Annotated in this window: 28 protein-coding genes and 1 riboswitch; of the genes, 25 read left to right on the forward strand and 3 right to left on the reverse strand. The window is 45.6% G+C overall.

Translation table 11 applies throughout. The annotated features are described in order from the left end of the window. The first annotated feature begins 177 nt into the window (after positions 1-177). Both sigX and AR442_RS07555 read left to right on the forward strand, forming a co-directional pair. Positions 178-762, forward strand: coding sequence for an RNA polymerase sigma factor SigX (gene sigX / locus AR442_RS07550; protein WP_014418276.1), 585 nt, complete (start codon positions 178-180; stop codon positions 760-762). Continuing rightward, positions 698-1,801, forward strand: a complete 1,104-nt coding sequence (locus AR442_RS07555) for a hypothetical protein (protein WP_022553023.1) — start codon at positions 698-700, stop codon at positions 1,799-1,801. Before sigX ends, AR442_RS07555 begins: the two co-directional genes overlap by 65 nt. Positions 1,802-1,847: 46 nt before the next feature. Here AR442_RS07555 and serA read toward each other — a convergent pair whose 3' ends face one another. Beyond that, a complete protein-coding gene (serA, locus tag AR442_RS07560; protein WP_003153401.1) occupies positions 1,848-3,425 on the reverse strand; it encodes a phosphoglycerate dehydrogenase in 1,578 nt (525 codons plus the stop codon). Positions 3,426-3,632: 207 nt separating this feature from the next. Further along, positions 3,633-3,767, forward strand: a riboswitch (FMN riboswitch). 147 nt (positions 3,768-3,914) lie between these two features. On the opposite strand from serA, the gene AR442_RS07565 reads away from it, so the two are divergent. Continuing rightward, on the forward strand, positions 3,915-4,487 hold the full coding sequence (locus AR442_RS07565; protein WP_003153402.1) for a riboflavin transporter FmnP: 573 nt from the start codon (positions 3,915-3,917) through the stop codon (positions 4,485-4,487). 135 nt (positions 4,488-4,622) lie between these two features. Here AR442_RS07565 and AR442_RS07570 read toward each other — a convergent pair whose 3' ends face one another. Then, the gene (locus AR442_RS07570; RefSeq protein ID WP_003153403.1) at positions 4,623-4,871 is read right to left on the reverse strand and encodes a ferredoxin; all 249 of its coding nucleotides are present in this window, start codon (positions 4,869-4,871) and stop codon (positions 4,623-4,625) included. Positions 4,872-5,139: 268 nt separating this feature from the next. On the opposite strand from AR442_RS07570, the gene AR442_RS07575 reads away from it, so the two are divergent. From AR442_RS07575 to fni, 17 genes are all read left to right on the forward strand, one after another. Beyond that, complete coding sequence (locus tag AR442_RS07575; RefSeq protein ID WP_014418274.1) at positions 5,140-6,198, forward strand: YpbB family protein; 1,059 nt, start codon at positions 5,140-5,142, stop codon at positions 6,196-6,198. Beyond that, positions 6,191-7,681: a RecQ family ATP-dependent DNA helicase gene (locus AR442_RS07580; RefSeq protein WP_014418273.1), complete on the forward strand. Its 1,491-nt coding sequence runs from the start codon at positions 6,191-6,193 to the stop codon at positions 7,679-7,681. The genes AR442_RS07575 and AR442_RS07580 overlap by 8 nt, the downstream gene beginning before the upstream one ends. Positions 7,682-7,695: 14 nt before the next feature. Next, the gene (locus tag AR442_RS07585; protein ID WP_007409441.1) at positions 7,696-8,283 is read left to right on the forward strand and encodes a CPBP family intramembrane glutamic endopeptidase; all 588 of its coding nucleotides are present in this window, start codon (positions 7,696-7,698) and stop codon (positions 8,281-8,283) included. Then, positions 8,261-9,031 carry a LysM peptidoglycan-binding domain-containing protein gene (locus AR442_RS07590; RefSeq protein ID WP_014418272.1) on the forward strand — a complete coding sequence of 257 codons (771 nt, stop codon included), beginning with the start codon at positions 8,261-8,263 and terminating at the stop codon, positions 9,029-9,031. The genes AR442_RS07585 and AR442_RS07590 overlap by 23 nt, the downstream gene beginning before the upstream one ends. 68 nt (positions 9,032-9,099) lie before the next feature. Next, entirely contained in the window at positions 9,100-9,558 is a 459-nt protein-coding gene (locus tag AR442_RS07595; protein ID WP_007409443.1) for a YpbF family protein, read from the forward strand. A gap of 86 nt (positions 9,559-9,644) precedes the next feature. Beyond that, a complete protein-coding gene (locus tag AR442_RS07600; RefSeq protein ID WP_022553024.1) occupies positions 9,645-10,433 on the forward strand; it encodes a metallophosphoesterase in 789 nt (262 codons plus the stop codon). Positions 10,434-10,584: 151 nt separating this feature from the next. Continuing rightward, positions 10,585-11,178, forward strand: coding sequence for a genetic competence negative regulator (locus AR442_RS07605; RefSeq protein ID WP_053284900.1), 594 nt, complete (start codon positions 10,585-10,587; stop codon positions 11,176-11,178). Between the two features lie 160 nt (positions 11,179-11,338). Beyond that, entirely contained in the window at positions 11,339-12,613 is a 1,275-nt protein-coding gene (gene gudB / locus AR442_RS07610; protein WP_003153413.1) for an NAD-specific glutamate dehydrogenase, read from the forward strand. A gap of 105 nt (positions 12,614-12,718) precedes the next feature. Continuing rightward, positions 12,719-13,702, forward strand: a complete 984-nt coding sequence (locus tag AR442_RS07615) for a YpdA family putative bacillithiol disulfide reductase (protein ID WP_014418270.1) — start codon at positions 12,719-12,721, stop codon at positions 13,700-13,702. Between the two features lie 96 nt (positions 13,703-13,798). Then, complete coding sequence (prsW, locus tag AR442_RS07620) at positions 13,799-14,455, forward strand: glutamic-type intramembrane protease PrsW (RefSeq protein WP_003153415.1); 657 nt, start codon at positions 13,799-13,801, stop codon at positions 14,453-14,455. A gap of 130 nt (positions 14,456-14,585) precedes the next feature. After that, positions 14,586-15,455: a spore cortex-lytic enzyme gene (gene sleB / locus AR442_RS07625; protein ID WP_007409447.1), complete on the forward strand. Its 870-nt coding sequence runs from the start codon at positions 14,586-14,588 to the stop codon at positions 15,453-15,455. Between the two features lie 24 nt (positions 15,456-15,479). Then, a complete protein-coding gene (gene ypeB, locus AR442_RS07630; RefSeq protein ID WP_007409448.1) occupies positions 15,480-16,829 on the forward strand; it encodes a germination protein YpeB in 1,350 nt (449 codons plus the stop codon). An 87-nt stretch (positions 16,830-16,916) separates the two neighbouring features. Beyond that, entirely contained in the window at positions 16,917-17,573 is a 657-nt protein-coding gene (locus AR442_RS07635; protein ID WP_014418269.1) for a flagellar brake protein, read from the forward strand. Between the two features lie 46 nt (positions 17,574-17,619). Further along, positions 17,620-17,796 (forward strand): YpfB family protein, encoded by a 177-nt coding sequence (locus tag AR442_RS20460; RefSeq protein WP_014418268.1) that lies wholly within the window; start codon positions 17,620-17,622, stop codon positions 17,794-17,796. A gap of 78 nt (positions 17,797-17,874) precedes the next feature. Beyond that, the gene (gene cmk, locus AR442_RS07640) at positions 17,875-18,549 is read left to right on the forward strand and encodes a (d)CMP kinase (protein ID WP_014418267.1); all 675 of its coding nucleotides are present in this window, start codon (positions 17,875-17,877) and stop codon (positions 18,547-18,549) included. Between the two features lie 227 nt (positions 18,550-18,776). Beyond that, on the forward strand, positions 18,777-19,925 hold the full coding sequence (rpsA, locus tag AR442_RS07645; protein ID WP_003153426.1) for a 30S ribosomal protein S1: 1,149 nt from the start codon (positions 18,777-18,779) through the stop codon (positions 19,923-19,925). A gap of 14 nt (positions 19,926-19,939) precedes the next feature. After that, positions 19,940-20,989 carry a type 2 isopentenyl-diphosphate Delta-isomerase gene (gene fni, locus AR442_RS07650; protein WP_053284899.1) on the forward strand — a complete coding sequence of 350 codons (1,050 nt, stop codon included), beginning with the start codon at positions 19,940-19,942 and terminating at the stop codon, positions 20,987-20,989. A gap of 34 nt (positions 20,990-21,023) precedes the next feature. On the opposite strand, the gene AR442_RS19890 is transcribed toward fni, so the two are convergent. Further along, positions 21,024-21,155: a YpzI family protein gene (locus tag AR442_RS19890; RefSeq protein WP_003153429.1), complete on the reverse strand. Its 132-nt coding sequence runs from the start codon at positions 21,153-21,155 to the stop codon at positions 21,024-21,026. Positions 21,156-21,231: 76 nt separating this feature from the next. Here AR442_RS19890 and AR442_RS07655 point away from each other — a divergent pair, with 76 nt between their 5' ends. The 5 genes from AR442_RS07655 (at position 21,232) to AR442_RS07675 (ending at position 25,668) form a co-directional block, all read left to right on the forward strand. Next, a complete protein-coding gene (locus AR442_RS07655; protein WP_014418265.1) occupies positions 21,232-21,834 on the forward strand; it encodes a YphA family membrane protein in 603 nt (200 codons plus the stop codon). Between the two features lie 192 nt (positions 21,835-22,026). After that, complete coding sequence (gene der, locus AR442_RS07660; RefSeq protein ID WP_003153433.1) at positions 22,027-23,337, forward strand: ribosome biogenesis GTPase Der; 1,311 nt, start codon at positions 22,027-22,029, stop codon at positions 23,335-23,337. A gap of 17 nt (positions 23,338-23,354) precedes the next feature. Then, entirely contained in the window at positions 23,355-24,392 is a 1,038-nt protein-coding gene (locus tag AR442_RS07665; protein WP_029973642.1) for an NAD(P)H-dependent glycerol-3-phosphate dehydrogenase, read from the forward strand. Positions 24,393-24,710: 318 nt separating this feature from the next. After that, the gene (locus AR442_RS07670) at positions 24,711-24,914 is read left to right on the forward strand and encodes a DUF2768 domain-containing protein (RefSeq protein ID WP_003153435.1); all 204 of its coding nucleotides are present in this window, start codon (positions 24,711-24,713) and stop codon (positions 24,912-24,914) included. A 19-nt stretch (positions 24,915-24,933) separates the two neighbouring features. After that, positions 24,934-25,668: a hypothetical protein gene (locus AR442_RS07675; RefSeq protein WP_053284968.1), complete on the forward strand. Its 735-nt coding sequence runs from the start codon at positions 24,934-24,936 to the stop codon at positions 25,666-25,668. Positions 25,669-25,774 lie beyond the last annotated feature (106 nt).

Here is a 25,774-nt window from a genome sequence, read left to right on the forward strand (position 1 = left end):
TCTTGTTCCATACGAAACACCCGCATGTTCTGCGGGTGTTTTTTATTTGTTTCTCCTTTAAAAATTTAAGAATATGTTAATATAAATTCCCTTCCAAATTCCAGTTTCTCGTAATATAGTTGTAATGTAACTTTTCAACGCATTTTTACGACAAAAAAGTGAACGGAGGGGTTTCCCATGGAAGAAACCTTTCAGATATTATATGATGCATACCATCAAGATTTATATCAATTTTTATTTTATATGGTAAAAGATAAGTCGCAGGCTGAAGATTTGGCGCAGGAAGTGTATATCCGCGTCTTGAATTCCTATCATACATTTGAAGGAAGAAGCAGTGAAAAAACATGGCTGTTGTCCATCGCACGCCATGTGGCGATTGACTGGTTCCGCAAGCAGCAGACGATCAGACAGCGTATTATGGGTACGTTTGATTGGGATACACAAGATGTCAGAGATCAGCATTTGCTTCCGGACGAACTCGCCGTACAGCATGAAAACGTCCGGGAAATTTATACCGCGCTTGATCATTGCACCATTGATCAAAGAGCTGTTATTATCTTGAGATTTATTCAGGGATATTCCATTCAGGAAACAGCCGCCGCTCTCCGCTTCTCGGAAAGCAAAGTCAAAACGACCCAACACAGAGGGCTCAAAATACTTCGGAAACAGATGGAGCTTTTGAGGGAGGAGCTAATGGATGATGAAGTCATATTGGAACGAAGAAAGAGTAGAGGAGTTGTTAAGACAACTTCCGGCGGTTAGAGATCATCGTTCACCCGAGGCCATTTACCGGAATATTGAAACGGGTAAACCGTACAGGAAAAAGCCGGCCCGAAGCTGGATCGGCCCCGCCGCAGCCGGCGTCTGCGCATTGTGCATCGCTCTGATTATATCTCCTCACCTGATGACAAACAAATCTTCCGGTGATCTGACCGCTGACAGCCGCCAGACTGAAAAAGCCAGTCAGTCAGCTTCTGTCAAGCCGCCGGATCAGAAGACGTTCGTCGTCTCAAACCAAAACAAAAACAATTACATTACTTTGGCATTTGCCGATTCAGAAACATCCGCCGTCATTCCGGTCAGTTTTGAAAAAAAGAAGCCGGATGAATCGGTATCAGAGGCTTTATCCGAAGCGGAAAACCTAGAAGTGCCCGAATCCTTCCTTTCTGTGCCGAACCTTTTGGACGGTGTGCAGGTAACGGCGGATAAGAAGGATTTGCTTGTGCAGGTAAACGGACGGCTTTCTATCGAATCAGTTGCCGATGCTGACTTATTGAAAAAGATGCTGAAAGAGACTTTGACATGGAGTCCTTACGAGCGGATTAAATTGAAAAAGGTTCAAAACGGAGCCGGACAGGATTTTTATAAATCTTACGGCATTTCCGCTGAGATGTCCGTACATAAACAGACAAACCGGGCGTATTTTTCTTACAGCGACAGTCTGGGACAAGAGTATCTCATCCCGTCTGAACAAACCTATTATTCAGTATATCAGGCTATTGACGGGATGAAGACAACAGACGGAGGCTCACAGACCGCGAGCATTATAGAAGCAGGTGCGATTGCATCGGTATCGGAAAGGGAAGACGGCGAGCAGCTGCGGATTCAATTGTCCGAAAAACATAAGGTTGAAGATTCGCTGGAAGGGATTTTAATGATCGAAGGGCTTCTGTTAACCGCGAAGGAATTCGGTTATTCTGAGGTGCTGTTCACACATGCGCATACAAAGAAAATCGGTAATTATGATGTGACAAAACCTATCGCTGTGCCTGCCGCGCCTAATCCGCTTCCAAGCCATTAAACGTAAAAAAACCCAAAACATATGAATGTTTTGGGTTTTTTGTTGGTTACGGAAGGTCAATCAGTTTAACGGAAACAATATCCTGAACTGAAGTCAGCTCATTGACGACTTTATCATCTAAATGTTTATCAAAAGAAAGCATCATAATGGCTTCTCCGCCTTTTTCTTTACGGCCTACCTGCATGGTAGCGATATTGATATCGTTATCGCCGAGGATGCGTCCGACGCGTCCGATTACACCAGTCGTATCCTGGTGCTGGATATAAACGAGGTGGCCGGCAGGATTTAAGTCAATATTAAAGCCGTTCAGTTCAACGATTCGTTCACCGAAGTGAGGGATATACGTAGCCGTTAACGTAAATGTGCTCCGGTCTCCGGTTACTTTTACGCTGATGCAGTTATCATATCCTGATTCATTGGAGGAAATCTTCTCGCTGAAGCTGATTCCGCGTTCTTTTGCTACACCGCCGGCGTTCACTTCATTGACCGTTGAGTCTACACGCGGTTTTAAGAAACCGGACAGCAGGCTTTTTGTAATAAATGATGTTTCAAGTTTGGCGATGGTGCCTTCATATTGAATCGCAACATCTTTGACGGGTTCCTTCATACATTGTGACACGAGACTTCCGATTTTATCGGCAATTTGGTGATAAGGCTGGATTTTTTTGAATTCATCTTTCGTCATCGCAGGCAGATTGATCGCTGACATGACAGGCAGACCTTTTGCAAACTGCAGCACTTCTTCAGAAACCTGTGCCGCGACATTCAGCTGTGCTTCTTTCGTTGAAGCGCCTAAGTGAGGTGTGGCGATCACCAGCGGATGGTCGGGAAGCTTTGATTCAACTGGCGGTTCCACTTCAAACACGTCAAGGGCAGCGCCTGCGACATGGCCGCTTTCCAGCGCTTCCAAAAGCGCAGCTTCATCAATAATGCCGCCTCTTGCGCAGTTGATAAGGCGGACGCCTTTTTTTGTTTTGGCAATGGTTTCTCTGTTAAGCAGTCCTTTTGTTTCCTTTGTTAAAGGCGTGTGGACGGTAATGATATCCGCGCTTTCAAGCACTTCTTCGAATGTCCGGCTGTTTACGCCGATTTTGCCGGCTCTCTCTTCGGTTAAGAAAGGATCGAATACATGAACCGTCATACCGAACGCTCTGGCGCGCTGGGCAATCTCGCTTCCGATCCGGCCCAGACCGACAATGCCTAAAGTCTTTCCGTAGAGCTCCGCCCCGACAAAAGCCGTCCGGTTCCATTCTCTTGATTTTACTGAGATATTGGCTTGCGGAATGTGTCTCATTAATGAAGAAATCATCGCGAATGTATGCTCTGCCGTTGAAATGGTGTTTCCATTCGGCGCGTTTATCACGATAACCCCATGTTTTGTGGCCTCATCAATGTCGATGTTGTCTACCCCGACACCGGCTCTGCCGACGATTTTTAAAGAGGTCATTTTTTTAAACAATTCTTCGGTTACTTTCGTGGCACTGCGGACTAACAGGGCATCAAAGGTATGTAATTCATCTTCTGCATCCGCGACGTTTTTTTGAACAATTTCTATAAAGTCTGATTCCATCAGCGGCTTTAAGCCGTCATTGCTCATCTTATCTGAGACCAAAACTCGAAACATTGTTAGATTTCCTCCTAGTTTAGCTGACTAAATATCTGATAATTTATCATATTCTCAATAGAGTGTCAATGTGTAGTGACGCAGTAAAGGAGAAAAGGACACCGCAGAATCAGCTGAAAATCGGGCTTCCCCAATATTTTATTTAAATTTGAGCAGTTCTCTATACAATTGCAATTTGATCATATATAATGTGAATAAATTCATAAGATCAATCTTCGGGGCAGGGTGAAATTCCCTACCGGCGGTGATGAGCATCATGCTCTAAGCCCGCGAGCTGCTTCGGCGGCAGGATCCGGTGAGATTCCGGAGCCGACAGTATAGTCTGGATGGGAGAAGATGGAGGTTCAGCAGACGTTTTGATGCTTATATCAAACGTTTCTTTGCCAAGCCTTAGTAAGCTCCCGCTTTTTAACAAAAGCGGTTTTTTTATTGGGGCGCAAAAGAACCTTTCCTCTTTTCGAGAGATTTGATCGAAAAGGAGAGAGCATTGTGAAAGTAAAAAAATTAGTTGTCATCAGTATGCTTAGCAGTATTGCTTTTGTGCTTATGCTGTTAAATTTCCCGTTTCCGGGTCTGCCGGATTACTTGAAAATTGATTTCAGTGACGTTCCTGCAATTATCGCCATTTTGGTATACGGGCCTGCGGCGGGGATTGCGGTTGAAGCGATTAAAAATATTCTGCAGTATATCATTCAAGGAAGCATGGCCGGCGTGCCTGTCGGGCAGGCAGCCAATTTTATCGCGGGAACGCTGTTTATTCTGCCGACGGCGTTTATGTTTAAAAAGCTCAATTCTGCAAAAGGTCTTGCGGTGAGCCTTCTGGCCGGAACCGCGGCGATGACCGTGCTGATGAGTATTTTGAACTATATTCTTATCCTGCCCGCGTATACTTGGTTTTTACATTCACCGGCACTGTCAAACAGCCAGTTAAAAACGGCGGTTGTCGCAGGAATTCTGCCGTTTAACATTGTAAAAGGCATTATCATCACCATCGTCTTTACGTTCATCTTTACGAAGCTGAAACCTTGGATTGAACAAAAACGCAGCATCCAAACACAATAAAGACTGAAAGCGTCCGCTCTGTGAAAACAGCCGGACGCTTTTTTGTTTGTGCTGATCGCAAAAAATAAGACTCCGGCCGATAACAGCCGGAGTCTTATTCAGGACGAAAAAGCTCCTCTCACGGAGAGGGCTTTTTTATTCGTATTTCAGCGGGTCGCCTTCGAACGGTTCATCCGCAACTTTGATTGAATCAGTAGGGCATCCTTCAAATGCGTCAATCATATCTTCTTCCAGAACTTCCGGAACTTCGACGACGCCTTTATTTTCGTCAAGCGTAACGAACGCAATGCCTTCATCATCATAATCATAAATGTCTGGTGCCGCAGCTCCGCAGGCGCCGCATGCAATACACGTATCTTTATCTACAATTGTGTACTTTGCCATGAATAAAACCTCCCAGATTGTTCGTGTTGGAACAAATGGTTTACCTTATATATTTTTAAATATAACACCTATTCCTCTTACTTATTGTAATGATGTTAGTGTCAAATTTCAACAGAAAAATGATTGAGAATGCTTATCACATAAGGGATTCTCTTTAGCACTTCCCCCTAAAAGATGACTTTAAACGTCAAATTTATATGAAAATCTGTTAAAATAAAAAGAACCAAAAAACGAAACTTGTCACAGAAGAAATGTAGGTGTGTTTAGATTGGCGATAAACTTCTTTGATACCGTGGTTCTCGACTGTCTGGACAAAATAGACGGCGAACGGACTCCGAGTGCTGTGTTTCATTTATTAAAAGGAAAAAAGTCGTCTCAAACCATTCAGGATGCCGGCTTATTTCAGATCGCTAAATATTTCGGCATGGCTTCACAGTGTGAACGCGGCGATATTGCTGCTTCTTTGCATAAACTCACCGAGAGCTCATACATCACAGCCGGAAAAGAAGAGGGGACGTGGAAAGTGACTGCGCGCGGCGTTCAAAAGCTTGAACGGGCGTTTGCCGAGCGGCCTTGGCCGAAGCACTGCCACGGCGCGAATTATCAAACGCCTGCTGGCACCCTGTGGAGGCGGCTTTCCCTGCTCATTCAAGTCCTGTCAAACAAAGAGCATCAATGCAGTCAATATATCCCGGTTACCAACGATGTGCAGACGCTGAGATGGGTCAAACGGTTCATGCGGAAAAACAGAGATGCTAAAGAGCTTTCCGTCCAAATGCATGACGCGCTGTTTCAGCTTCTGCAAGGCGTAAGTGAACGGCAGGCGCTTATTTTTGTCTATTCTTTAACTTCATTCAACAGAATCGGCAAAACGAATAAGCAGCTCGCTCTCCAGCTGAACGAAGATGAATGGTATGTGTCCGTCCAGTTTTGGGGAGCGGTACATTATGTTATTCAATCGCTTCCGCAATGTGCATATCCCGCTCTGCGCGAGCTGCTGTCCGATCTGCAGGCGGAAAGCGCGCTGACACAGTCTGCCAGAAAAACCTTTGAGCTGTTGGAAAAAGGGTTTCCGATTGAACGGATCGCCGCGGTCAGAAATTTAAAAACCGCCACAATCGAAGATCATATCGTAGAAATATCATTGCACCAGCCTGCATTTTTTATAGAACAGTATCTTTCTGAAGAGGAACAGCGTATGATAACGGCATTTGCAAAACAGCATCAAACGAATAAAATTAAACGGATTCGCGAAGGAATGCAGATGCGCTTCAGCTATTTTCAGATCAGGCTGGCGCTGGCAAAGACGGTGAATCAGCATGACTGAGCTGCATAAAGCTTTATCCAGGTATTTTGGTTTGCATTCCTTTAAAAAAGGGCAGGAAGAGATTATGACTAGCGTGCTCCAAAAAAAAGATACGATCGCCATGCTTCCGACCGGCGGGGGAAAATCATTATGCTATCAGCTCCCGGGTTACATGATGGACGGGCTGGTGCTGATTATTTCACCGCTTCTTTCATTAATGGAAGATCAGGTGCAGCAGCTGAAAGCGAAAGGGGAAAAGCGGGTTGCGGCATTAAACAGCATGCTGAATTCCGCAGAGCGGCATTTTATCCTCAGCAACATCAGCCGGTATAAATTTCTCTATATGTCTCCTGAAGCCCTTTCTTCACCTTATGTGCTGAACCGTTTGAAAAATGTCCCGGTCAGTTTATTTGTTATTGATGAGGCTCATTGCATATCAGAATGGGGACATGATTTCAGGCCTGATTATTCGAAGCTCGGACCTTTCAGGCAGGCACTCGGAAAGCCGCCTGTATTGGCGCTGACCGCAACAGCGACAAAAGAAACGCTCAGAGACGTGACGGATGTGCTCGGCCTTGAGCATGCGGTGCGTCATCTTTATTCAGTCAACCGGCCGAATATTCTCCTGGCGGCAGAACATTTGGCGGATAATGCCGAGAAAATAAGCAGGCTCACGGAGCTTGCCGAAAAGCTTGAAGGCCCGGGTATCATATATTGTCCGACCAGAAAATGGGCGGAAGAGCTTGCGGCTGAGCTGAATGAAAAAACGGGAAAGCGGACGGATTATTATCACGGCGGAATGGATACAGGGGACAGAATCTTGATCCAGCAGCAATTTATCCATAACCAGCTTGATTGCATCTGCTGCACCAATGCGTTCGGCATGGGTGTGGATAAGTCAGATATCCGCTTTGTCATTCACTTTTATCCTCCCCAAACGGCCGAGGCCTTTATGCAGGAAATCGGCAGAGCGGGACGCGACGGCAGCCCGAGTGTCAGTATTTTGCTGAGGGCGCCCGGCGATACCGAGCTTCAGCAGCAGATTATTCAGACAGAAAGCCTGTCTGATTATGACCTGGAAGCCATTCTGGCCGTCATACGGGATGCCGGTACGGGTGATGAGCGAAAGCTTCGGGACGTTCTGATCAATAAGGGCGTCCAGGAAACACAGGCGCGAACGGCCGTCCATCTGTATCTGCAAGGAAAAACCACAAAAGAGCAGCTGCAGGAAGAACTGACATACCGCGTGGAAAAAAAGCTGCGTAAAATGAATCGTTTTTCGGCGTTATTAGAGCGGAAAGAATGTATAAGAGAAGCGCTGCTGTCTTATTTTGATGAACCGTATGAGCCTGATGGTCAAACCGGACAATGCTGCAGCAGCTGCGGACTTGATCTGGCTCCGTACGAGCAAAAAGGAGAACGTAAAAACATGGAACGGTTTGAAGATTGGAAGCTGGAATTAGGCCGGATTTTCGGTTCAGAGTCTGCGGGTGAGTTCAGCTGAGACGGCAAAGCGAATTGATCCGGCAGCTCTCAGACCGGGAGATTGTGATGCAGCTGTATGCCACCCAATTGCTCATATTGGCGGTTTCAGCTGTTATTGGCTTTTTCTTTTTCACCGACATTCACGATTTTTTAAAGCTGTGGCATATACGTGACGATAATATCATATGGTACGGTGTAACTCTTGCCGTCCTTGTCATTTTTGCCGATCTTGCGGTGATGAAATGGTGTCCTTCGCATTTATATGATGACGGCGGCATTAATGTATTGCTTTTTAAGAACAGGCCGGTTTTGCACATTTTGTTTTTGACGCTTCTCATTTCGTTCAGCGAAGAGATTTTGTTCAGAGGTGTTCTGCAGACACATATCGGCTTATGGGCCGCCAGCTTCATTTTTACCGTGCTTCATTTCAGATACTTGGCGAAGTGGCTTCTGTTTATGATGGTTGCGGGCATCAGTCTTTTGCTGGGGCTTATCTATGAATGGACCGGCAATTTATTCGTTCCGGTTACAGCGCATTTTATTATTGATGCGGTATTTGCCTGTCAGATCCGTTTTCAATATGTTAGGAGGGGTTTGCATGACGGAAATGTCAAGAGTTGAAAGAAGAAAAGCTCAGCTGCGTGCCGAGCAGCAGGTTGCCGCGGCCGCGGATGAACAAATTGAATATCTTGAAGACAGCCTCCCGACAAGACAATCTGTAAAAGAGGAGCGTAAAAAAAAGGAAGAGCAGGTAAAGGAAAAAACCAAAACAAAAACGCCGCTGTTCACTTTTCTGACCGTCCTGTTCATTATCGTAACAATCGGTGTCTTTTTCGGTCTTCTTTATATGACGAACAGCAGCAGATTTGACCCGAAGGACTATGAAGATGTCTTCATAGACCACAGTGAAAGCGCGCCTGCCGTTATTCCGAAAGGCGCTCAGAAAGAAACGTCAGAAACCGCTCTTTTAGAACAACAGAAAAAAAAGTCTGACGACAAAGATAAGAAAGAAGCGGCTGCATCTGAAAAAACGAAAGAAAAACCAAGTGAAAAAACACCTGAAAAAACGGAAACGCCCTCAGAAAAACAAGTAAAGCCGACAGACACCGAATACGCGGAGACAAAACAGCAGTCTCCGCCGGCTGTCCGTGAAAAAGCGGCTCCGGCTTCCGCGAGTGATCAAGCCGGGACTGTCCCGAAAAAAGTGCGGACCGTACAGCATACTGTACAGCCGAAAGAAACGCTTTACCGCATTTCAATGAAATATTATAAAAGCCGGGCGGGCGAAGAAAAAATCCGCAGCTACAACGGATTAAACGGAAACGACGTGTACACCGGCCAGGTTCTGAACATTCCGCTGTCTGATTAAAATAAATGCATGTTTTCACCGTGTTTTTCATATAGTGTACCAATGAAAACGGACAAGGTGTGAAGCGCATGGATTCTTTATGGAAGCAATTAGACCGATTTGCTGACGGACCGACGAAACAAATGCTTCAGGCGCTGGTGAAACGGAAATTAAAATACGAAAATTATGCCGCACAATGCCGAAGATGGCAGTGGGCGTCCCTCGTTTGTTTTTCCCTGATGTGCATACTGCTGATGTTTAAAAGCTTTAATGCCCCCCAAGCCTCTCCGCAGCTGATTCTGCAGGAAATATTAGGCCATACGGTTTACTTGTGCTGGATTATGGCTTCCGCTTTTGCGTATTGCACTTCTTATTATTTTAAAAAAAAGGAAGAAAAAGCTGAGGGTGAATTTCATAAACTGAGATGTGAAATTATCCAAAAAAGCACGGATTTATGGCCCCAGCCTGAAAAATGGAGGGCGAGAGAATCTGTTTTTCACTTGATGAAACATCGGTATGATATCAATCTTTATTTTGAAAGCAAATAAAATGAGGCGTTTTCCGGAAAGGATAGAAACGTCTTTTTTTGTTTGTCCGTCTAATATAAGACAATGACAGAATGGAGAGTGCGTTTATGAAGCTTACAGCGGGAATTCTCGGCTCATTGGCGGGAGCGGCTGCGGTTATGGCGGCCGTTATGTACAAAACGGCAAACGGCAGCCATCTGAAAACACATACATTTACGCTTGATAAAATGAAGGGGATGAAGCCGCTCACCATCTTCTTTATATCTGACGTGCACCGCCGTTTAATTGATGAAAAGCTTCTCCGCGAAGCGGCAGTTCATAAGCCGGATGCCGTTTTGCTCGGCGGTGATTTGGCGGAGGGCGGAGTTCCTTACGCCAGAATTGAAGAAAACATCAAACGTCTGACGGCTCTTGCGCCTGTCATGTATGTGTGGGGAAATAACGATTACGAGGTCAGCCAGCAAAAACTGCTCTCTCTTTTACGGGCATATAAAGTGATCCCGCTGAGAAATGAATCGGTTCAGTTTGCTTATAAAGGGGAAACCGTTACGATCTGCGGGGTGGATGATATCAGGATGATGATGGATGATTACGAATCTGCAATCAGATATACGGATGCTGACAAAGTAAACCTCCTGCTTTGCCATAACCCGGACATCCATGAGCAGATGAGGGAGTCAGACGGGATTGACGCTGTGTTCAGCGGCCATACGCATGGCGGCCAAATCCGTTTCGGCCGGTTCGGGCCGTACGAATTGGGCGGGACGGGAACGGTAAAAAAAGCGCATTACCTGATCAGCAACGGCTACGGGACGACAAAAGTTCCGCTGAGGCTCGGGGCGAAACCGGAGACGCATATGATTACGCTGTGCGGACCGGATGAGCCGTCTTCCTGAAACAAACCCGGCCGCGGTGATAAAAAACGGCATTCTGCTTGTCTTCCCGCTGTACACGGTGTAAACTGATAACAAATTAAGAACCTATGACTCATTTATTCATATACTGTGTTATATGATTTGTGTGCAAGAAGAGGCAGGAGGGAACATTATGCGGCTTGAGCGTCTGAACTATAATAAGATTAAAATCTTTTTAACCCTCGACGATTTGACTGATCGGGGACTGACAAAAGAAGACCTCTGGAAGGACTCGTTTAAAGTCCACCAGTTATTTAAAGATATGATGAATGAAGCAAATACAGAGCTCGGCTTTGAAGCGAATGGTCCGATCGCGGTGGAAGTATATTCTCTTCAGGCACAAGGCATGGTTGTGATTGTAACGAAAAATCATGACGCGGACGCAGAAGATGACGAATATGACGAATATGACGATGATTATATCGAGATGCAGGTCAAACTTGACGAAAGCCCGGATATTATTTATCAGTTCCATTCGTTTGAAGATATCATTCAGCTTGCCGGAAGCCTTCACCGAATCGGGATTACCGGCGGCACCGTCTACCACTATGAGAACCAATACTATGTAAGCCTTGAAGACCTCGGCTCCCGTTCCGCCGAAGGCGTCATCGCGGTGCTGGCTGAATACGGACACCCGGCGACGATTACGATTTACAGACTCCATGAGTACGGAAAACTCATCATGGACGGCAATGCTGTGGAGACCATCCAGAAACATTTTTCATAAAAAAGATTTGAAACGGCAGCTGTTTTCAGCGGCCGTCTTTTTTTAAGCGAAATAATGGAAAAATCATTGTCTTTCTTCTATGCACGGAGATATTGAAGGTGTATACTAGTCACTGAAAGGGAGCATGAGAGAAACAGAAGATTTTAGGAGGTTAACTCAAATGGCAGCCGATCGATTCACCGGTCATAATGAAGAAGACAAACATGATGTATTAAAATCAACCCAAACCGTAATACATAAAGCTCTGGAAAAATTGGGGTATCCAGAAGAAGTGTATGAACTGCTGAAAGAGCCGCTCAGATTATTAACGGTTAAAATTCCTGTTCGGATGGATGACGGGTCTGTGAAAATATTTACAGGCTATCGTGCGCAGCACAATGATTCCGTAGGTCCGACAAAAGGCGGCATTCGTTTTCACCCGAATGTAACTGAAAAAGAGGTGAAAGCACTTTCCATCTGGATGAGTTTAAAATGCGGAATTATTGATCTTCCTTATGGCGGTGGTAAAGGCGGAATTGTTTGTGATCCGAGAAATATGTCATTCAGAGAGCTTGAAAGGCTGAGCAGGGGATATGTCAGAGCAATCAGTCAGATTGTCGGACCGACTAAAGACGTCCCGGCACCTGACGTATTTACAAACTCGCAGATTATGGCTTGGATGATGGATGAATATTCAAGAATTGATGAATTTAACTCACCCGGCTTTATTACGGGAAAACCGCTTGTACTCGGCGGGTCCCACGGCAGGGAATCAGCTACGGCAAAAGGCGTTACCATCTGTATAAAAGAAGCGGCCAAGAAAAAAGGTCTCGATATTCAGAACGCGCGCGTCGTCGTACAAGGTTTCGGAAATGCGGGCAGCTATCTGGCCAAGTTTATGCATGACGCCGGCGCGAAAGTTGTCGGAATTTCTGACGCGTACGGAGGCCTTTACGATCCGGACGGTCTTGATATTGATTATCTGCTTGACCGCAGAGACAGCTTCGGAACGGTGACGAAGCTTTTCAATGACACCATTACGAATCAGGAGCTGCTTGAGCTGGACTGTGATATACTTGTCCCGGCGGCGATCGAAAACCAAATTACAGAAGAAAACGCTGACCGCATCAAAGCGAAAATCGTTGTAGAAGCGGCAAACGGACCGACGACACTGGAAGGAACGAAAATCCTGACAGACAAAGGAACGCTGCTGGTTCCCGATGTTCTGGCGAGCGCCGGCGGTGTAACGGTTTCTTATTTCGAATGGGTTCAAAACAACCAAGGCTTCTACTGGAGTGAAGAAGAAGTCGAGGAAAAACTGGAAAATATGATGATAAAATCGTTTAATAATATTTATGAAATGTCCCAAAACCGCCGGATTGACATGAGGCTTGCGGCTTACATGGTCGGCGTGCGGAAAATGGCTGAGGCTTCGCGTTTCAGAGGCTGGATATAAACCAATCGTTTGCATAAACAAAAAAAATCTCCTATGATAATATAGGAGATTTTTTATATGAGTGGAAACTTATGATGGAAATGCCAATCGCAGGAGTTGAAGGACATGACAGAAGAAAAAGCAATTATAATAGGCGGAGGTCCTTGCGGATTATCGGCGGCTATACATCTGAAGCAAATTGGCGTGAACGCGCTTGTGATCGAAAAAGGGAATGTCGTAAACAGCATTTATAACTATCCGACCCACCAAACTTTTTTCAGTTCAAGTGAAAAATTGGAGATCGGCGATGTTGCCTTTATTACGGAAAACAGAAAACCGGTCCGAATACAGGCTCTCTCTTACTACAGAGAGGTCGTCAGAAGAAAAGAGCTGCGCGTAAACGCCTTTGAAACAGTGGAGCGCGTAACGAAACAGGAAGACGGCCGTTTTCTTGTAGAAACATCAAAAGACCGCTACCTCACTCCGTTTTGTATCATTGCGACAGGATATTATGATCATCCGAATTATATGAACATCCCGGGTGAAGGGCTTCCTAAGGTATTTCATTACTTTAAAGAAGGCCATCCTTATTTTGATAAAGATGTTGCTGTGATCGGCGGGAAAAACTCAAGTGTTGACGCGGCTTTGGAACTGGTGAAGTCCGGTGCGCGCGTCACTGTGCTCTACAGAGGACATGAGTACTCCCCGAGCATCAAGCCGTGGATTCTGCCTGAGTTTGAGGCCCTTGTCAGAAACGGCACAATCCGGATGGAATTCGGCGCTTGTCTTGAAGAAGTGACGGAAGATGAAATCATTTTCCGCTCCGGCCGAAATGAGACGGTCCGGCTGAAAAACGATTTCGTATTTGCCATGACGGGATACCATCCCGATCACGGTTTCCTCGAAAAAATCGGTGTGCGGATTGATGCTGAATCAGGCCGGCCGTTTTTCCGGGAAGAAACGATGGAAACAAATGTTGACGGTGTTTTTATCGCCGGAGTCATTGCGGCTGGAAATAACGCCAATGAAATTTTTATCGAGAACGGCCGTTTTCACGGCGGCTTGATCGCAAACGAAATATCAAAACGGCTGGGTAGAGAGAGCATATGATCATTCATATGCTCTTTTTTAAAAAAATTGAAAGATGTAAAAATATGAACAACATGGTACCATAGATATAGGAATATAAAGGAAAGAGGTTGCCTGATGTTTGCAATCATCTCTGCAGGAATTGCTCCCGGCATTGCGCTGTTAAGCTATTTTTATTTAAAAGATCAGTATGACAATGAACCCGTACATATGGTGCTGAGGTCTTTTTTTCTCGGGGTTGTCCTTGTGTTTCCGACCATGTTTATCCAATATGTTCTTGAAAAAGAGCATGTGGGGGGAGGAAGCTTTTTCGTTTCGTTTTTGTCTTCGGGATTTCTGGAAGAATCGGTGAAATGGTTCGTTCTGATGATCAGTGTGTATCCGCATGCTCATTTTGATGAGCATTATGACGGAATCGTTTACGGGGCCAGTGTGTCTTTAGGATTTGCCACGCTTGAAAATATTCTGTATCTATTCGGCCACGGCGTTGAGCATGCTTTCATCAGGGCGCTTCTGCCGGTCTCCTGCCATGCGCTGATCGGAGTGATTATGGGATTTTATCTCGGAAAAGCCCGCTTTTCGCAGAAAAAAGCCCGTGTCAAATGGCTTGTGATTTCGCTGGCCGTGCCTTCATGTCTGCACGGTTCTTACGATTTTATTCTTACCGCCCTCAATCATTGGGTATATTATATGCTGCCGTTTATGCTGTTTTTATGGTGGTTCGGGCTGCGAAAGGCAAAAAAAGCACGCTCCGTCAATATGATCCAAGTGTGAAGAAACCGCGCGTCGCGTGCGGTTTCTTTTTTATGCCTTGACAGGGGATAAGAAGGAAACGTGCATAAAAATAACCTCGTGACAGACAATACGGGTACACTTTAAATTTTGCAGTAGGAGGCTTGAAGAGATGAAGTGCAAAGGAGCCTTTATGGCATGTCTCATTCTATTTTCTTTCGCCGCCGCTTTCTTCGATCATCATGAAACGGTTCATGCGTTTTCAAATCAAGTGATTCAAAGAGGCGCGACGGGTGATGATGTTATAGAATTGCAGGCCCGTCTTCAATATAACGGATTTTATAACGGGAAAATCGATGGTGTTTACGGCTGGACCACATACTGGGCCGTGAGAAATTTTCAGGAGAAATTCGGCATGAAGCCGGTTGACGGCCTCGTCGGCGCGAAAACCAAACAGGTGCTGATTTCAAAATCAAAATATTACCGTGAATATGTAATGGAGCAGATCCAAAAAGGGAATACGTTCACTCATTATGGCAACGTCCCATTGGAAAACCAAACAAAACCGAGAGCCGGAACGCAGAAGCCGGCGGGAACGAATAAGCCTGCTCAAAAGCCGCAAAACAATACAGGCGGCCAGTCAAATCAAAAGCAAAATACGACAGCGGCCAATATGCCTGGCGGTTTCTCAAACAACGACATCAATCTTTTGGCACAGGCTGTGTACGGGGAAGCGCGCGGTGAGCCGTTTGAAGGGCAGGTTGCCATCGCCGCGGTTATTTTAAACCGTATTAAAAGCCCGTTATTTCCGAATACGGTGGCCGGCGTCATTTTCGAACCGCTCGCGTTTACCGCTGTTGCCGACGGCCAAATATATATGCAGCCGAATGAAAGAGCAAAAGAAGCGGTTCTTGATGCGATCAACGGCTGGGACCCTTCTGAAAACGCGATTTATTATTTTAATCCTGATACGGCGACAAGCAAATGGATTTGGGGACGTCCGCAGATAAAAAGAATCGGAAAACACATTTTCTGTGAGTAAAAGTACGCAAAATGAGGTGTTAACATGATTAGAGGAATCATTATCGCTGTTCTCGGTGTCGCGATCGCCGCAACCGGATATTGGGGATATAAAGAGCATCAGGAAAAAGATGCGGTCCTTCTGCATGCGGAAAATAATTATCAGAGGGCTTTTCATGAATTGACGTACCATGTAGATCAGCTTCACGACAAAATCGGGACGACGCTTGCGATGAACAGTAAAAAATCTCTGTCTCCGGCGCTCATTGATGTATGGAGAATAACATCTGAAGCTCATAACAATGTGAGCCAGCTGCCGCTGACTCTCATGCCTTTTAATAAGACGGAGGAGTTTTTATCCAACATAGGAGATTTCAGCTATAAAACATCCGTCCGGGATTTAGACCAAAAACCGCTTGATAAGAAAGAATATACAACGCTGAACAGCCTGTACAAACAGGCGGAGAACATTCAAAACCAGCTCCGCAGCGTTCAGCATCTCGTCATGAGCAAAAATTTACGGTGGATGGATGTTGAGATGGCGCTCGCTTCTGACAAAAAACAAAGCGATAATACGATCGTCGACAGCTTTAAAACAGTCGAAAAAAATGTAGGCGCTTTTTCTGAAGACAGCATCAGCCCCACATTTACGGGAGCAAATACAGAACGAAAAGGTTTTACGCATCTGAAAGGAAAACAAATTACGGAAAAAGAAGCGGTCAAAATCGCACAACGGTTTGCGCCTGATCATAATTATTCAATTAAAGTGGTCAAAAGCGGCAGGAAGACGAATCGGGACGTATACAGCATCCGCATGAAAGACGCCGACAACAAGTCTTTTATCTATATGGATATTACCCAAAAAGGCGGACATCCGGTCTATTTGATTCAAAAACGGGCCGTGAAGAAACAAAAGATCAGCCTCAATGAAGCATCTAACCGGGCCGTCGCGTTTTTAAAGAAAAATGGATATGAAACAAAAGGCCTCGAAATTGATGAAAGCGCGCAATATAATAACATCGGCGTCTTTTCTTTTATCCCCGTGGAGAAAAATGTCCGCATTTATCCGGAAGCCATCCGAATGAAAGTGGCGCTGGATGATGGTGAAGTCGTCGGTTTTTCCGCGCGTGATTACCTGGCGGCGCACCGCACGAGAACGATTCCGGCTCCCGCTTTGTCAGCTGATGAAGCGAAAGCGAAGCTGAATAAAAATGTTGAAGTGCGGGAGACCCGGCAGGCGCTGATCACAAATGAACTCGGTCAGGAAGTGCTTTGCTACGAAATGCTCGGGACGATCGGAAAAGACACGTATCAAATGTTCATCAATGCGGACGATGGAAAAGAGGAAAAAATAGAAAAGTTAAAAAGTGCAGAACCTATATATAAAGACCTATAAAAATAAAGGAGGAAAGGACTAAAAGTCTTTTCCTTTTTTTCGTTACATGCTTTAATAAAAGCATAAATAATGAAAGAGTGAAGGCCCATGATAGCTGTCGGAGATTATATTTGGATTGAATACATAGAGAACAATGAGCCCAAAAAAGCGAGGAGCAAAGCAGTAAGCGTTGAAAACGGCGAACTGCACATCTCATATCCCGTCGATCTGGATTCGGGACGGACGGTCTTTTTGCATAAAGGATTGGAAATAACAGCGGAATTTATGGGGAATGGCCAAGTGCCGTATCAATTTAAAAGCATAATCAAAGGAAAGAAAAAAGACCCCATCCCGATGATCGGATTGGACATCCCCCCTCAGGAGGAAATGAAGCGGATTCAAAGACGCCGATACGTCCGTGCAGACGCAGTATTGGATGTATCCGTCAAAATGGAAGCGAAAAAAACCGCTTTCCAAACGGTTTCCTCTAATATCAGCGCCGGCGGAATCGCTGTTGTGATGCCTGAGCATATTTCCGCGGAACCAGGTGAAAAGCTGTATGTCTCATTTTCTCTTCCCGGCAAGGAAAATACGGCGGATATTATTGCCGAGGCTGTTATCCAGCGGATTTTTTATGATGAAAAGGCGGATAAACAAAAAATGACGCTTGAATTTGCAGAAATCGCTCCCGCTTCGCAGCAGCTTTTACTCCAATATTGTATGCGCGCGCAGCTGCAGCAGAGAAGAAACAGTCTGTCGGAATAAACAGCAGCGCACTTTTCCATACTAATCCTAATGGAGGTGCGCGTGTATGAAAACGTTTGAACGTCTGCTGATCAAATTGGTCTGCATTCAGCTTATCATTTTGGGCGCGGTGCAGTTTTTGCTTCATTATCAGCCTATTGAACCTTATATTTCGAAAGCTGTGAAATATGAGGGAGTTGATAAAATGGAGAAAAAAGAATGGATTGAAACGGTAAAGCGGTAAATCAGCTCAATTTTTTCGCCCCTTTTCCGGCAGTTCATGATACAATCCATAGAGGAGTAAAGAGCAAGGAGAGAGATTATGGACAAGAAATTATCAATTGCGATCGACGGGCCGGCCGCTGCCGGAAAAAGCACCGTTGCTAAAATAGTGGCTGAGAAAAAATCATATGTGTACATTGATACAGGAGCGATGTATCGTGCCATTACATATACGGCGCTCAAGCAGAATGCCGATTTAACCGATGAAGCCGCGCTTACAGAGCTGCTGAAGCATACGGAAATTGAGCTTGTATCCGCTCCGGAAGGACAAATCGTTCTGGTAAACGGAGAAGATGTGACAGAAGAAATCCGAAAAGACGAAGTCAGCAACCAAGTATCAATCGCCGCCAAGCATAAAGGCGTCAGAGAAGAAATGGTCAAAAGACAGCAGCAGCTCGGAGAAAAAGGCGGTGTCGTCATGGACGGCCGTGATATCGGTACTCACGTGCTGCCTGATGCCGAAGTGAAAATTTTTCTGCTCGCGTCCGTAGAGGAAAGAGCGAAGCGCCGATATGAAGAGAATAAGAAAAAAGGCTATGACGTGAATTACGAGACGCTCATTGAAGAAATTGCCAGACGCGACAAACTCGATTCAGAGAGGGAAGTTTCCCCGCTGCGCAAAGCGGAAGACGCGATTGAAATCGATACGACGTCACTAAGCATTGCCGAAGTCGCAGGAAAAATTCTGGAGATCGTCGATCAGAAATCACGTTAAGCCCGGGCGGAGCGCTTTATAATTTTTTTCGAAAGACAAGATGTTATTGCTTGACAAACCAGTCCATTTATTAGAAGTTAATACTAATAAAACTTTTTATTGATCATTCAAAATCTTTTTTGGATGATTCTTTAATACATATTCGGCTGAAAAGCGGACATTCACATGTTCAGCTTTCAAACCGTATTAATTAAGCTGTGTAGGTTTGGACCAAGGAGGTTATTCAAATGACAGAGGAAATGAATCAAATTGATGTTCAAGTGCCAGAGGTTGGAGATGTAGTAAAAGGGATTGTGACAAAGGTAGAGGACAAGCATGTAGATGTCGAAATTGTCAATGTCAAACAGTCCGGAATCATTCCAATCAGTGAATTATCAAGTCTTCATGTAGAGAAAGCATCGGATGTCGTAAAAGTTGACGATGAGCTTGACCTGAAAGTAACAAAAGTGGAAGACGATGCTTTGATTTTATCTAAACGTGCCGTTGATGCTGACCGCGCTTGGGAAGACCTTGAAAAAAAATTCGACACAAAAGAAGTGTTTGAAGCTGAAGTGAAAGATGTGGTGAAAGGCGGTCTCGTCGTTGATATCGGCGTTCGCGGCTTCATTCCCGCATCACTTGTCGAAGCTCATTTCGTCGAGGATTTCACTGACTATAAAGGGAAAACCCTCTCTCTTATCGTCGTTGAACTCGACCGTGATAAAAACCGGGTGATTCTGTCACACCGGGCTGTAGTGGAAAAAGAACAGACAGCCAAAAAGCATGATTTTCTCCAAACGCTTGAGGTTGGAAGCGTGCTTGAAGGAAAAGTGCAGCGTCTGACTGATTTCGGCGCATTTGTCGACATCGGCGGAATTGACGGGCTTGTTCATATTTCGCAGCTGTCTCATTCACACGTCGAAAAACCGTCTGACGTGGTGGAAGAAGGTCAGGACGTAAAAGTGAAAGTACTGTCCGTAGACCGCGATAACGAGCGTATTTCTTTATCTATTAAAGAAACGCTGCCGGGACCTTGGAGCCAGATCGGCGAAAAGGTAAAACAGGGAGATGTGCTTGAAGGAAAAGTGCAGCGCCTTGTAAGCTTCGGCGCCTTCGTTGAAATTCTTCCGGGCGTGGAAGGACTTGTGCACATTTCGCAAATTTCCAATAAACATATCGGAACGCCGCATGAAGTGCTTGAAGAAGGACAGACTGTTAAAGTGAAAGTGCTTGACGTGAACGAAAGCGAAGAGCGCATTTCCTTAAGCATGCGTGAGCTTGAAGAAGCGCCGAAAGCCGATCAGGAGGACTTCCGCCAATACCAGGCGAAAGAAGAGCCGAGCACCGGCTTCCAGCTTGGCGATTTAATCGGAGACAAGCTTAATAAATTAAAATAAATTGGTGATAAAACGTGACACGAGCAGAACGAAAAAGAGAACATATAAATCATGCGCTGTCTACCGGCCAAAACCGGGAAACAGGGCTTGATGATATTGCGTTTGTTCATGTCAGCCTACCGAACCTAGCATTGGAAAAAGTGGATATCTCAACGAAAATCGGCGGACTCACAAGCAGTTCGCCGATTTTTATCAATGCGATGACAGGCGGCGGCGGACAGCTTACATACGAAATTAACAGATCGCTGGCAAGAGCCGCGCGCAAAGCCGGCATGCCGCTGGCTGTCGGTTCGCAAATGTCAGCTTTAAAAGATCCCTCCGAACGGTATTCTTACGAGATCGTCAGAAAAGAGAATCCGGACGGGCTGATATTTGCCAATTTAGGCAGCGAGGCGGATGCCGAGCAGGCGAAAAGGGCAGTTGATATGATTCAAGCAGATGCCCTGCAGATTCATTTAAATGTGATTCAGGAGATCGTCATGCCAGAGGGTGACAGAAGCTTTACTGGCGCTCTCGGCCGTATTGAGCGGATTGCGGCGGAAGCGGGAGTGCCCGTTTTTGTCAAAGAAGTCGGCTTCGGAATGAGCAGGGAATCGGCACGGCAGTTATTTGATGCCGGCGCAGCAGCAGTTGATGCCGGCGGATACGGCGGTACAAATTTCTCTAAGATCGAAAATATGCGCAGAGAGAAGGCGCTTCAATTTTTTAATACGTGGGGAATTTCCACTGCCGCAAGCTTAGCGGAAATCCACTCGCTCTCCGCTGATCAATCAATTATCGCATCCGGCGGGCTGCAAAGCGCCCTGGATGTCGCCAAATCGATTGCCCTCGGCGCTTCCAGCGCGGGAATGGCGGGCACTTTCCTGAAAGCTCTCACTTCTAAAGGAGAAGAGGGCCTGTTTGACGAGATGACGGCGCTTTTGCAAGAGCTGAAAATGATTATGACCGCCCTCGGATGCCAATCGGTTGCCCAATTGCAAAAGGCGCCTTTGGTCATAAAAGGTGACACACATCACTGGCTTTCTGAACGGGGAATTGACACATCCCGTTTCAGCAGACGTTAAAAGGCATGCGGACCCGCATGCCTTTTTCTGTTTTTTACGATTTTCTTTTTCGGAATTCCCCGTTTTGCTCAAGGCTTGTCGCTCCTTTATGGTGAATCGAATCATCGCGATCAGATTCCACTCGTCGGGAGGCTTTCAGTTTTTTCTCCTGTCTGTCTTTTCCCATCCTTATCCGCTCCTTTCAGGCATAATTGGTTTAAAAAATGCGCTCCCGCTCCATACTGATCAGAGGAGGAGCGATTATGGAACCGTTTTATTATTACTGGTCAATGTGGTTTTTATGGATACTTGCGACTTTTATTTTTGCCAAGACGAAAAGCCGTTTTTACGTATCAGTCTTTATTTTGACTAATATGATGGCAAGCATACATCAGATTACGGCTTATTTTACGCTGAATGCGGCATATGTCATGTTTTTTACTGCGGCATTTGTTTATGCGGGAAGCCTCGGCATGCATAAACGGCTCCGTAATATTGTGATTCATCTGACGGCGTCTGCGGCGTACGGCTTTATTTTTCTTTTTGCATTATATGACCCTGTTTGGTTTATCATAAAACCTGAATGGGCGGCGGTTATACTGCTTACCGTTATTACGCTTTCCGTTGAGGGGCGGTTCCCTGAGAGGCTTTGTCTTTTTGTTCTCGGCATGTGCCAGGGGGAACTATTGTATGCTGCGGTCATCCGCAATATTGCGGGTGCGGCAGCCGTCGGTGATTATCAATGGCTTTCAGGATGTTCGGCGGGAGTGATTCTTCTCGTCGGACTGACTACATATGAACAGCTTGCGGCGCGCATCAGCCAAAAAAGCAAAAAGCAGGGCAAAGGAGCGACAAAAATGTCTTGAAAACAGACGAAGACTGTTACATGAATGCGAAACATTTTGAAGAATACATTGTGATCTCAGTGAAAACTGATATAATAAATGAGTTAAGCCCTTCTGTTTGAAGGGTTCTTTTCATAGCGAAGATGATTTTTAATAACCGGTTGAACAATTTTTTGTGAAAATGTAAGCGGCTGGATTGAAAGGAAGGGTACTATGGGTAAACCTGTCGTAGCCATTGTCGGAAGACCGAATGTGGGAAAATCCACAATCTTTAACCGGATTGCGGGTGAAAGAATTTCAATAGTAGAAGATACCCCCGGAGTGACGCGGGACCGGATATACAGTTCGGCGGAATGGCTGAATTATGATTTTAACCTGATTGATACGGGCGGAATTGATATCGGAGACGAACCGTTTCTGACACAGATCCGCCAGCAGGCTGAAATCGCCATGGACGAGGCTGATGTGATCATCTTTATGGTGAACGGCCGCGAAGGTGTGACGTCTGCGGATGAAGAAGTGGCAAAAATACTGTACCGGACGAAAAAACCGGTCGTATTAGCCGTTAATAAATTAGATAATACCGAAATGAGAGCGAACATCTATGACTTTTATGCGCTCGGCTTTGGAGAACCGTATCCGATTTCGGGCACACACGGTTTAGGATTGGGAGATTTGCTCGATGCTTGTGCCGAGCATTTTAAAAACATTCCGGAGACGAAGTACAGTGATGATGTCGTTCAATTCTGCCTGATCGGCCGCCCGAATGTCGGAAAATCATCCCTTGTCAATGCGATGCTCGGCGAAGAGCGGGTTATCGTGAGCAACGTAGCCGGAACGACTAGAGACGCTGTGGATACGGCGTTCACCTACAATCAGCAGGAATTTGTAATCGTTGACACGGCGGGAATGAGAAAAAAGGGTAAAGTATATGAAACAACAGAAAAATACAGTGTGCTTCGGGCGTTAAAAGCCATTGACCGCTCAGACGTCGTCGGGGTTGTGCTGAATGCAGAAGAAGGCATCCTTGAGCAGGACAAGCGGATCGCCGGATACGCCCATGAAGCCGGGAAAGCCGTCGTCATTATCGTAAACAAATGGGATGCCGTTGATAAAGACGAGCGCACGATGAAAGAATTTGAACAAAATATTCGGGAACATTTCCAATTTCTTGATTATGCGCCGGTGCTGTTTATGTCGGCACTGACGACAAAGCGGATTCATACACTCATGCCTGCGATTATTAAAGCGAGTGAAAACCACTCTCTCCGCGTGCAGACAAATGTCTTAAATGATGTCATCATGGATGCGGTCGCCATGAATCCGACTCCGACGCACAACGGCTCCCGTCTGAAAATTTATTATGCGACTCAAGTCGCTGTTAAGCCGCCGAGCTTCGTTGTTTTTGTCAACGATCCGGAACTGATGCATTTTTCTTATGAACGCTTTTTAGAAAACCGAATCCGGGACGCTTTCGGATTTGAAGGTACGCCAATTAAAATATTTGCAAGAGCAAGAAAATAAAAAGGTGTGATACAGAGATGAAAAAAGTGGCAATGCTTGGAGCGGGAAGCTGGGGCACTGCACTTTCTTTAGTGCTGGCTGATAACGGACATCAAGTTATGATGTGGGGACACCGTGCCGAATTGATCGATCAAATCAACGACCTGCATGAAAACAAAGATTACCTGCCGGGGGTGGAGCTATCAAGTTCTATCATCGGTACAGCTGATTTAAACGAGGCTTTAAAAGGAGCGGACTTTATCATTGTGGCAGTTCCGACAAAAGCCATTCGGGAAGTGCTGAAAAAGGCTCTGCCGTACATCCCGAAACAATCGATTTTTGTTCATGTCAGCAAGGGAATTGAGCCGGATTCGCTTCTCCGTATTTCAGAATTAATGGAAGAGGAGCTGCCTGAGGAGTACAGAAAAGACATCGTCGTGCTTTCAGGGCCGAGCCACGCTGAGGAAGTCGGATTAAGACACCCGACGACTGTTACATCATCTTCAAAAAATATCAAGGCTGCAGAAGCGGTTCAGGATTTATTCATGAACCAGCATTTCCGCGTCTATACCAATCCGGATATGATCGGTGTTGAAATAGGGGGAGCGTTAAAGAATATCATCGCTCTTGCAGCGGGGATTACAGACGGATTGGGATACGGAGATAATGCAAAAGCGGCCTTAATCACCCGAGGTCTTGCTGAAATCGCCAGACTCGGCACAAAGATGGGCGGAAATCCGCTCACCTTTTCCGGCCTGACCGGCGTAGGCGATTTGATCGTGACGTGTACAAGCGTTCATTCCCGAAACTGGCGCGCCGGCAACCTGCTCGGCAAAGGATATAAGCTGGAAGCTGTCCTGGATAAGATGGGGATGGTTGTTGAAGGCGTGCGGACGACGAAAGCTGCGTATCAGCTGTCTCAAAAATACCAAGTGAAAATGCCGATCACAGAGGCGCTTCACCAAGTATTATTTAACGGGCAGAAGGTAGAAACGGCCGTAGAATCCTTAATGGCCAGAGTGAAAACCCATGAGATGGAAGACTTGGTCAACACATTCGAAAACCGGGTGAAGTGACAATAACATGCCGTCAGCATATTCTGAAGTGACGAAAGTCCAAAACGCAGAACTCTCCGGCTGAAATCGCTTAAAACATTTGCTGATTTAGGCAGAAGAGGATGCAGACGTACGCATCTACGCATACTATAGCATCGAAGTCCAAGAGAGTGTATCTCAGACGTACAGGTGAATATAGTCAACTTGACTGAAGCAAAGTCCCCCTCTTTGCTTCAGTTTTTTTGTTTTTTCAATAGATGGAAAACCTGTTGATCTTTTCAACATTTGTATATTAAAATGAAATATAACGCTTACAATGATGGGACGGGGGGCACGAACGTGAGTGTGGCATTGATGAAAATGTGGTTTGCGCTTGGTGCTATGGGATTAATGTTTGTTGCGGTGGCCTCTATTTATGTCAGCAGGTACAAAGTGAAAAACAAACTGATAAAAGCAGCGGTTTCTTCACTCGCTTATGCCTGCATGGTCATCTCGGGATTGATCGTGTTAATGGTCGTTTTCAGCGGGCCTGTCAATGAATAAAGCCGAAAGGGGGCGCGGAATGCATAAGTTTAAAATGGCCGTCATAACGGCAATGGCGGTGCTTCTGCTGTCCGGCTGTCTGTACCCTGAAGCGGAAAAAACTGAAAATAAAGTATCTTACAAACATCAGCTTCAGCAGGTGCAAGCGGCAGTGGATGAATTTAAAAAGGCGAACGGCGGACTTCTGCCGATTCAGACAAAAGATATGAAAACACCGCTCTATCAAAAATATCCGATAGATTTTAAGCGGCTCGCGCCCAGATACATAGAGGAGCCGCCGGCCTCAGCTTATGAAAGCGGAGGAATGTACCAATACGTGCTTGTCGATGTGGAAAATAAGCCGACCGTCAAGCTGGTCGATCTCCAAATGGCGGAAGCAATCCGCGATATGAAGCTGCGTGTCAAAATGTATCAGGAAAAGCATACATATCCTCCCTATGAGGACGCCGTTTCAAAAGGGCTGTTCACTTTAAATAAAAAAAAGCTCGGCATGAAAGACTCTCCTTCAGTCAAAAGTCCGGTTTCAGGCACGTCTCTGCCGCTTTTAATCGGCACTGACGGAGAAATCTATGCCGACTATCGCGTCGATCTCGCCCGCTGCCTGAAGGAAAACAAAAAGAAAATCAAACCGGGCGCGGAAATTCAGGATATTTTATGGAAAGAGACTCCTTTCGTCCCGGCCTTTTCAGTCACATACACCGTAAATGAAAAACAGGAACCCGTTTTTTTAGAAAGTCAAACGAAACAGGAATGAACCTTTTTCCCGCGCATACAAATAGGGAGAAAGGTTTTTTTGATTTTGATAGAAAAGACTGCCTGAAAATTTTCTAAAGATGTCATATTGAAATAGGACAACGTCA

Source organism: Bacillus velezensis (assembly GCF_001461825.1).
GTDB lineage: Bacteria > Bacillota > Bacilli > Bacillales > Bacillaceae > Bacillus > Bacillus velezensis.

What these genes read in the sequence shown, in the direction of transcription:
- AR442_RS07590 (WP_014418272.1), top strand. Translation starts at nt 8,261, where the DNA reads ATGACGGAAATGTCAAGAGTTGAAAGAAGAAAAGCTCAGCTGCGTGCC.
- rpsA (WP_003153426.1), top strand. Translation starts at nt 18,777, where the DNA reads ATGACAGAGGAAATGAATCAAATTGATGTTCAAGTGCCAGAGGTTGGA.
- sleB (WP_007409447.1), top strand. Translation starts at nt 14,586, where the DNA reads ATGAAGTGCAAAGGAGCCTTTATGGCATGTCTCATTCTATTTTCTTTC.
- AR442_RS19890 (WP_003153429.1), bottom strand. Translation starts at nt 21,155, where the DNA reads ATGGGAAAAGACAGACAGGAGAAAAAACTGAAAGCCTCCCGACGAGTG.
- AR442_RS07580 (WP_014418273.1), top strand. Translation starts at nt 6,191, where the DNA reads ATGACTGAGCTGCATAAAGCTTTATCCAGGTATTTTGGTTTGCATTCC.
- AR442_RS07605 (WP_053284900.1), top strand. Translation starts at nt 10,585, where the DNA reads ATGCGGCTTGAGCGTCTGAACTATAATAAGATTAAAATCTTTTTAACC.
- ypeB (WP_007409448.1), top strand. Translation starts at nt 15,480, where the DNA reads ATGATTAGAGGAATCATTATCGCTGTTCTCGGTGTCGCGATCGCCGCA.
- AR442_RS07675 (WP_053284968.1), top strand. Translation starts at nt 24,934, where the DNA reads ATGCATAAGTTTAAAATGGCCGTCATAACGGCAATGGCGGTGCTTCTG.
- sigX (WP_014418276.1), top strand. Translation starts at nt 178, where the DNA reads ATGGAAGAAACCTTTCAGATATTATATGATGCATACCATCAAGATTTA.
- AR442_RS07570 (WP_003153403.1), bottom strand. Translation starts at nt 4,871, where the DNA reads ATGGCAAAGTACACAATTGTAGATAAAGATACGTGTATTGCATGCGGC.
- AR442_RS07595 (WP_007409443.1), top strand. Translation starts at nt 9,100, where the DNA reads ATGGATTCTTTATGGAAGCAATTAGACCGATTTGCTGACGGACCGACG.
- serA (WP_003153401.1), bottom strand. Translation starts at nt 3,425, where the DNA reads ATGTTTCGAGTTTTGGTCTCAGATAAGATGAGCAATGACGGCTTAAAG.
- AR442_RS07600 (WP_022553024.1), top strand. Translation starts at nt 9,645, where the DNA reads ATGAAGCTTACAGCGGGAATTCTCGGCTCATTGGCGGGAGCGGCTGCG.
- AR442_RS07555 (WP_022553023.1), top strand. Translation starts at nt 698, where the DNA reads ATGATGAAGTCATATTGGAACGAAGAAAGAGTAGAGGAGTTGTTAAGA.
- AR442_RS07665 (WP_029973642.1), top strand. Translation starts at nt 23,355, where the DNA reads ATGAAAAAAGTGGCAATGCTTGGAGCGGGAAGCTGGGGCACTGCACTT.
- prsW (WP_003153415.1), top strand. Translation starts at nt 13,799, where the DNA reads ATGTTTGCAATCATCTCTGCAGGAATTGCTCCCGGCATTGCGCTGTTA.
- AR442_RS20460 (WP_014418268.1), top strand. Translation starts at nt 17,620, where the DNA reads ATGAAAACGTTTGAACGTCTGCTGATCAAATTGGTCTGCATTCAGCTT.
- AR442_RS07655 (WP_014418265.1), top strand. Translation starts at nt 21,232, where the DNA reads ATGGAACCGTTTTATTATTACTGGTCAATGTGGTTTTTATGGATACTT.
- gudB (WP_003153413.1), top strand. Translation starts at nt 11,339, where the DNA reads ATGGCAGCCGATCGATTCACCGGTCATAATGAAGAAGACAAACATGAT.
- AR442_RS07615 (WP_014418270.1), top strand. Translation starts at nt 12,719, where the DNA reads ATGACAGAAGAAAAAGCAATTATAATAGGCGGAGGTCCTTGCGGATTA.
- der (WP_003153433.1), top strand. Translation starts at nt 22,027, where the DNA reads ATGGGTAAACCTGTCGTAGCCATTGTCGGAAGACCGAATGTGGGAAAA.
- cmk (WP_014418267.1), top strand. Translation starts at nt 17,875, where the DNA reads ATGGACAAGAAATTATCAATTGCGATCGACGGGCCGGCCGCTGCCGGA.
- AR442_RS07635 (WP_014418269.1), top strand. Translation starts at nt 16,917, where the DNA reads ATGATAGCTGTCGGAGATTATATTTGGATTGAATACATAGAGAACAAT.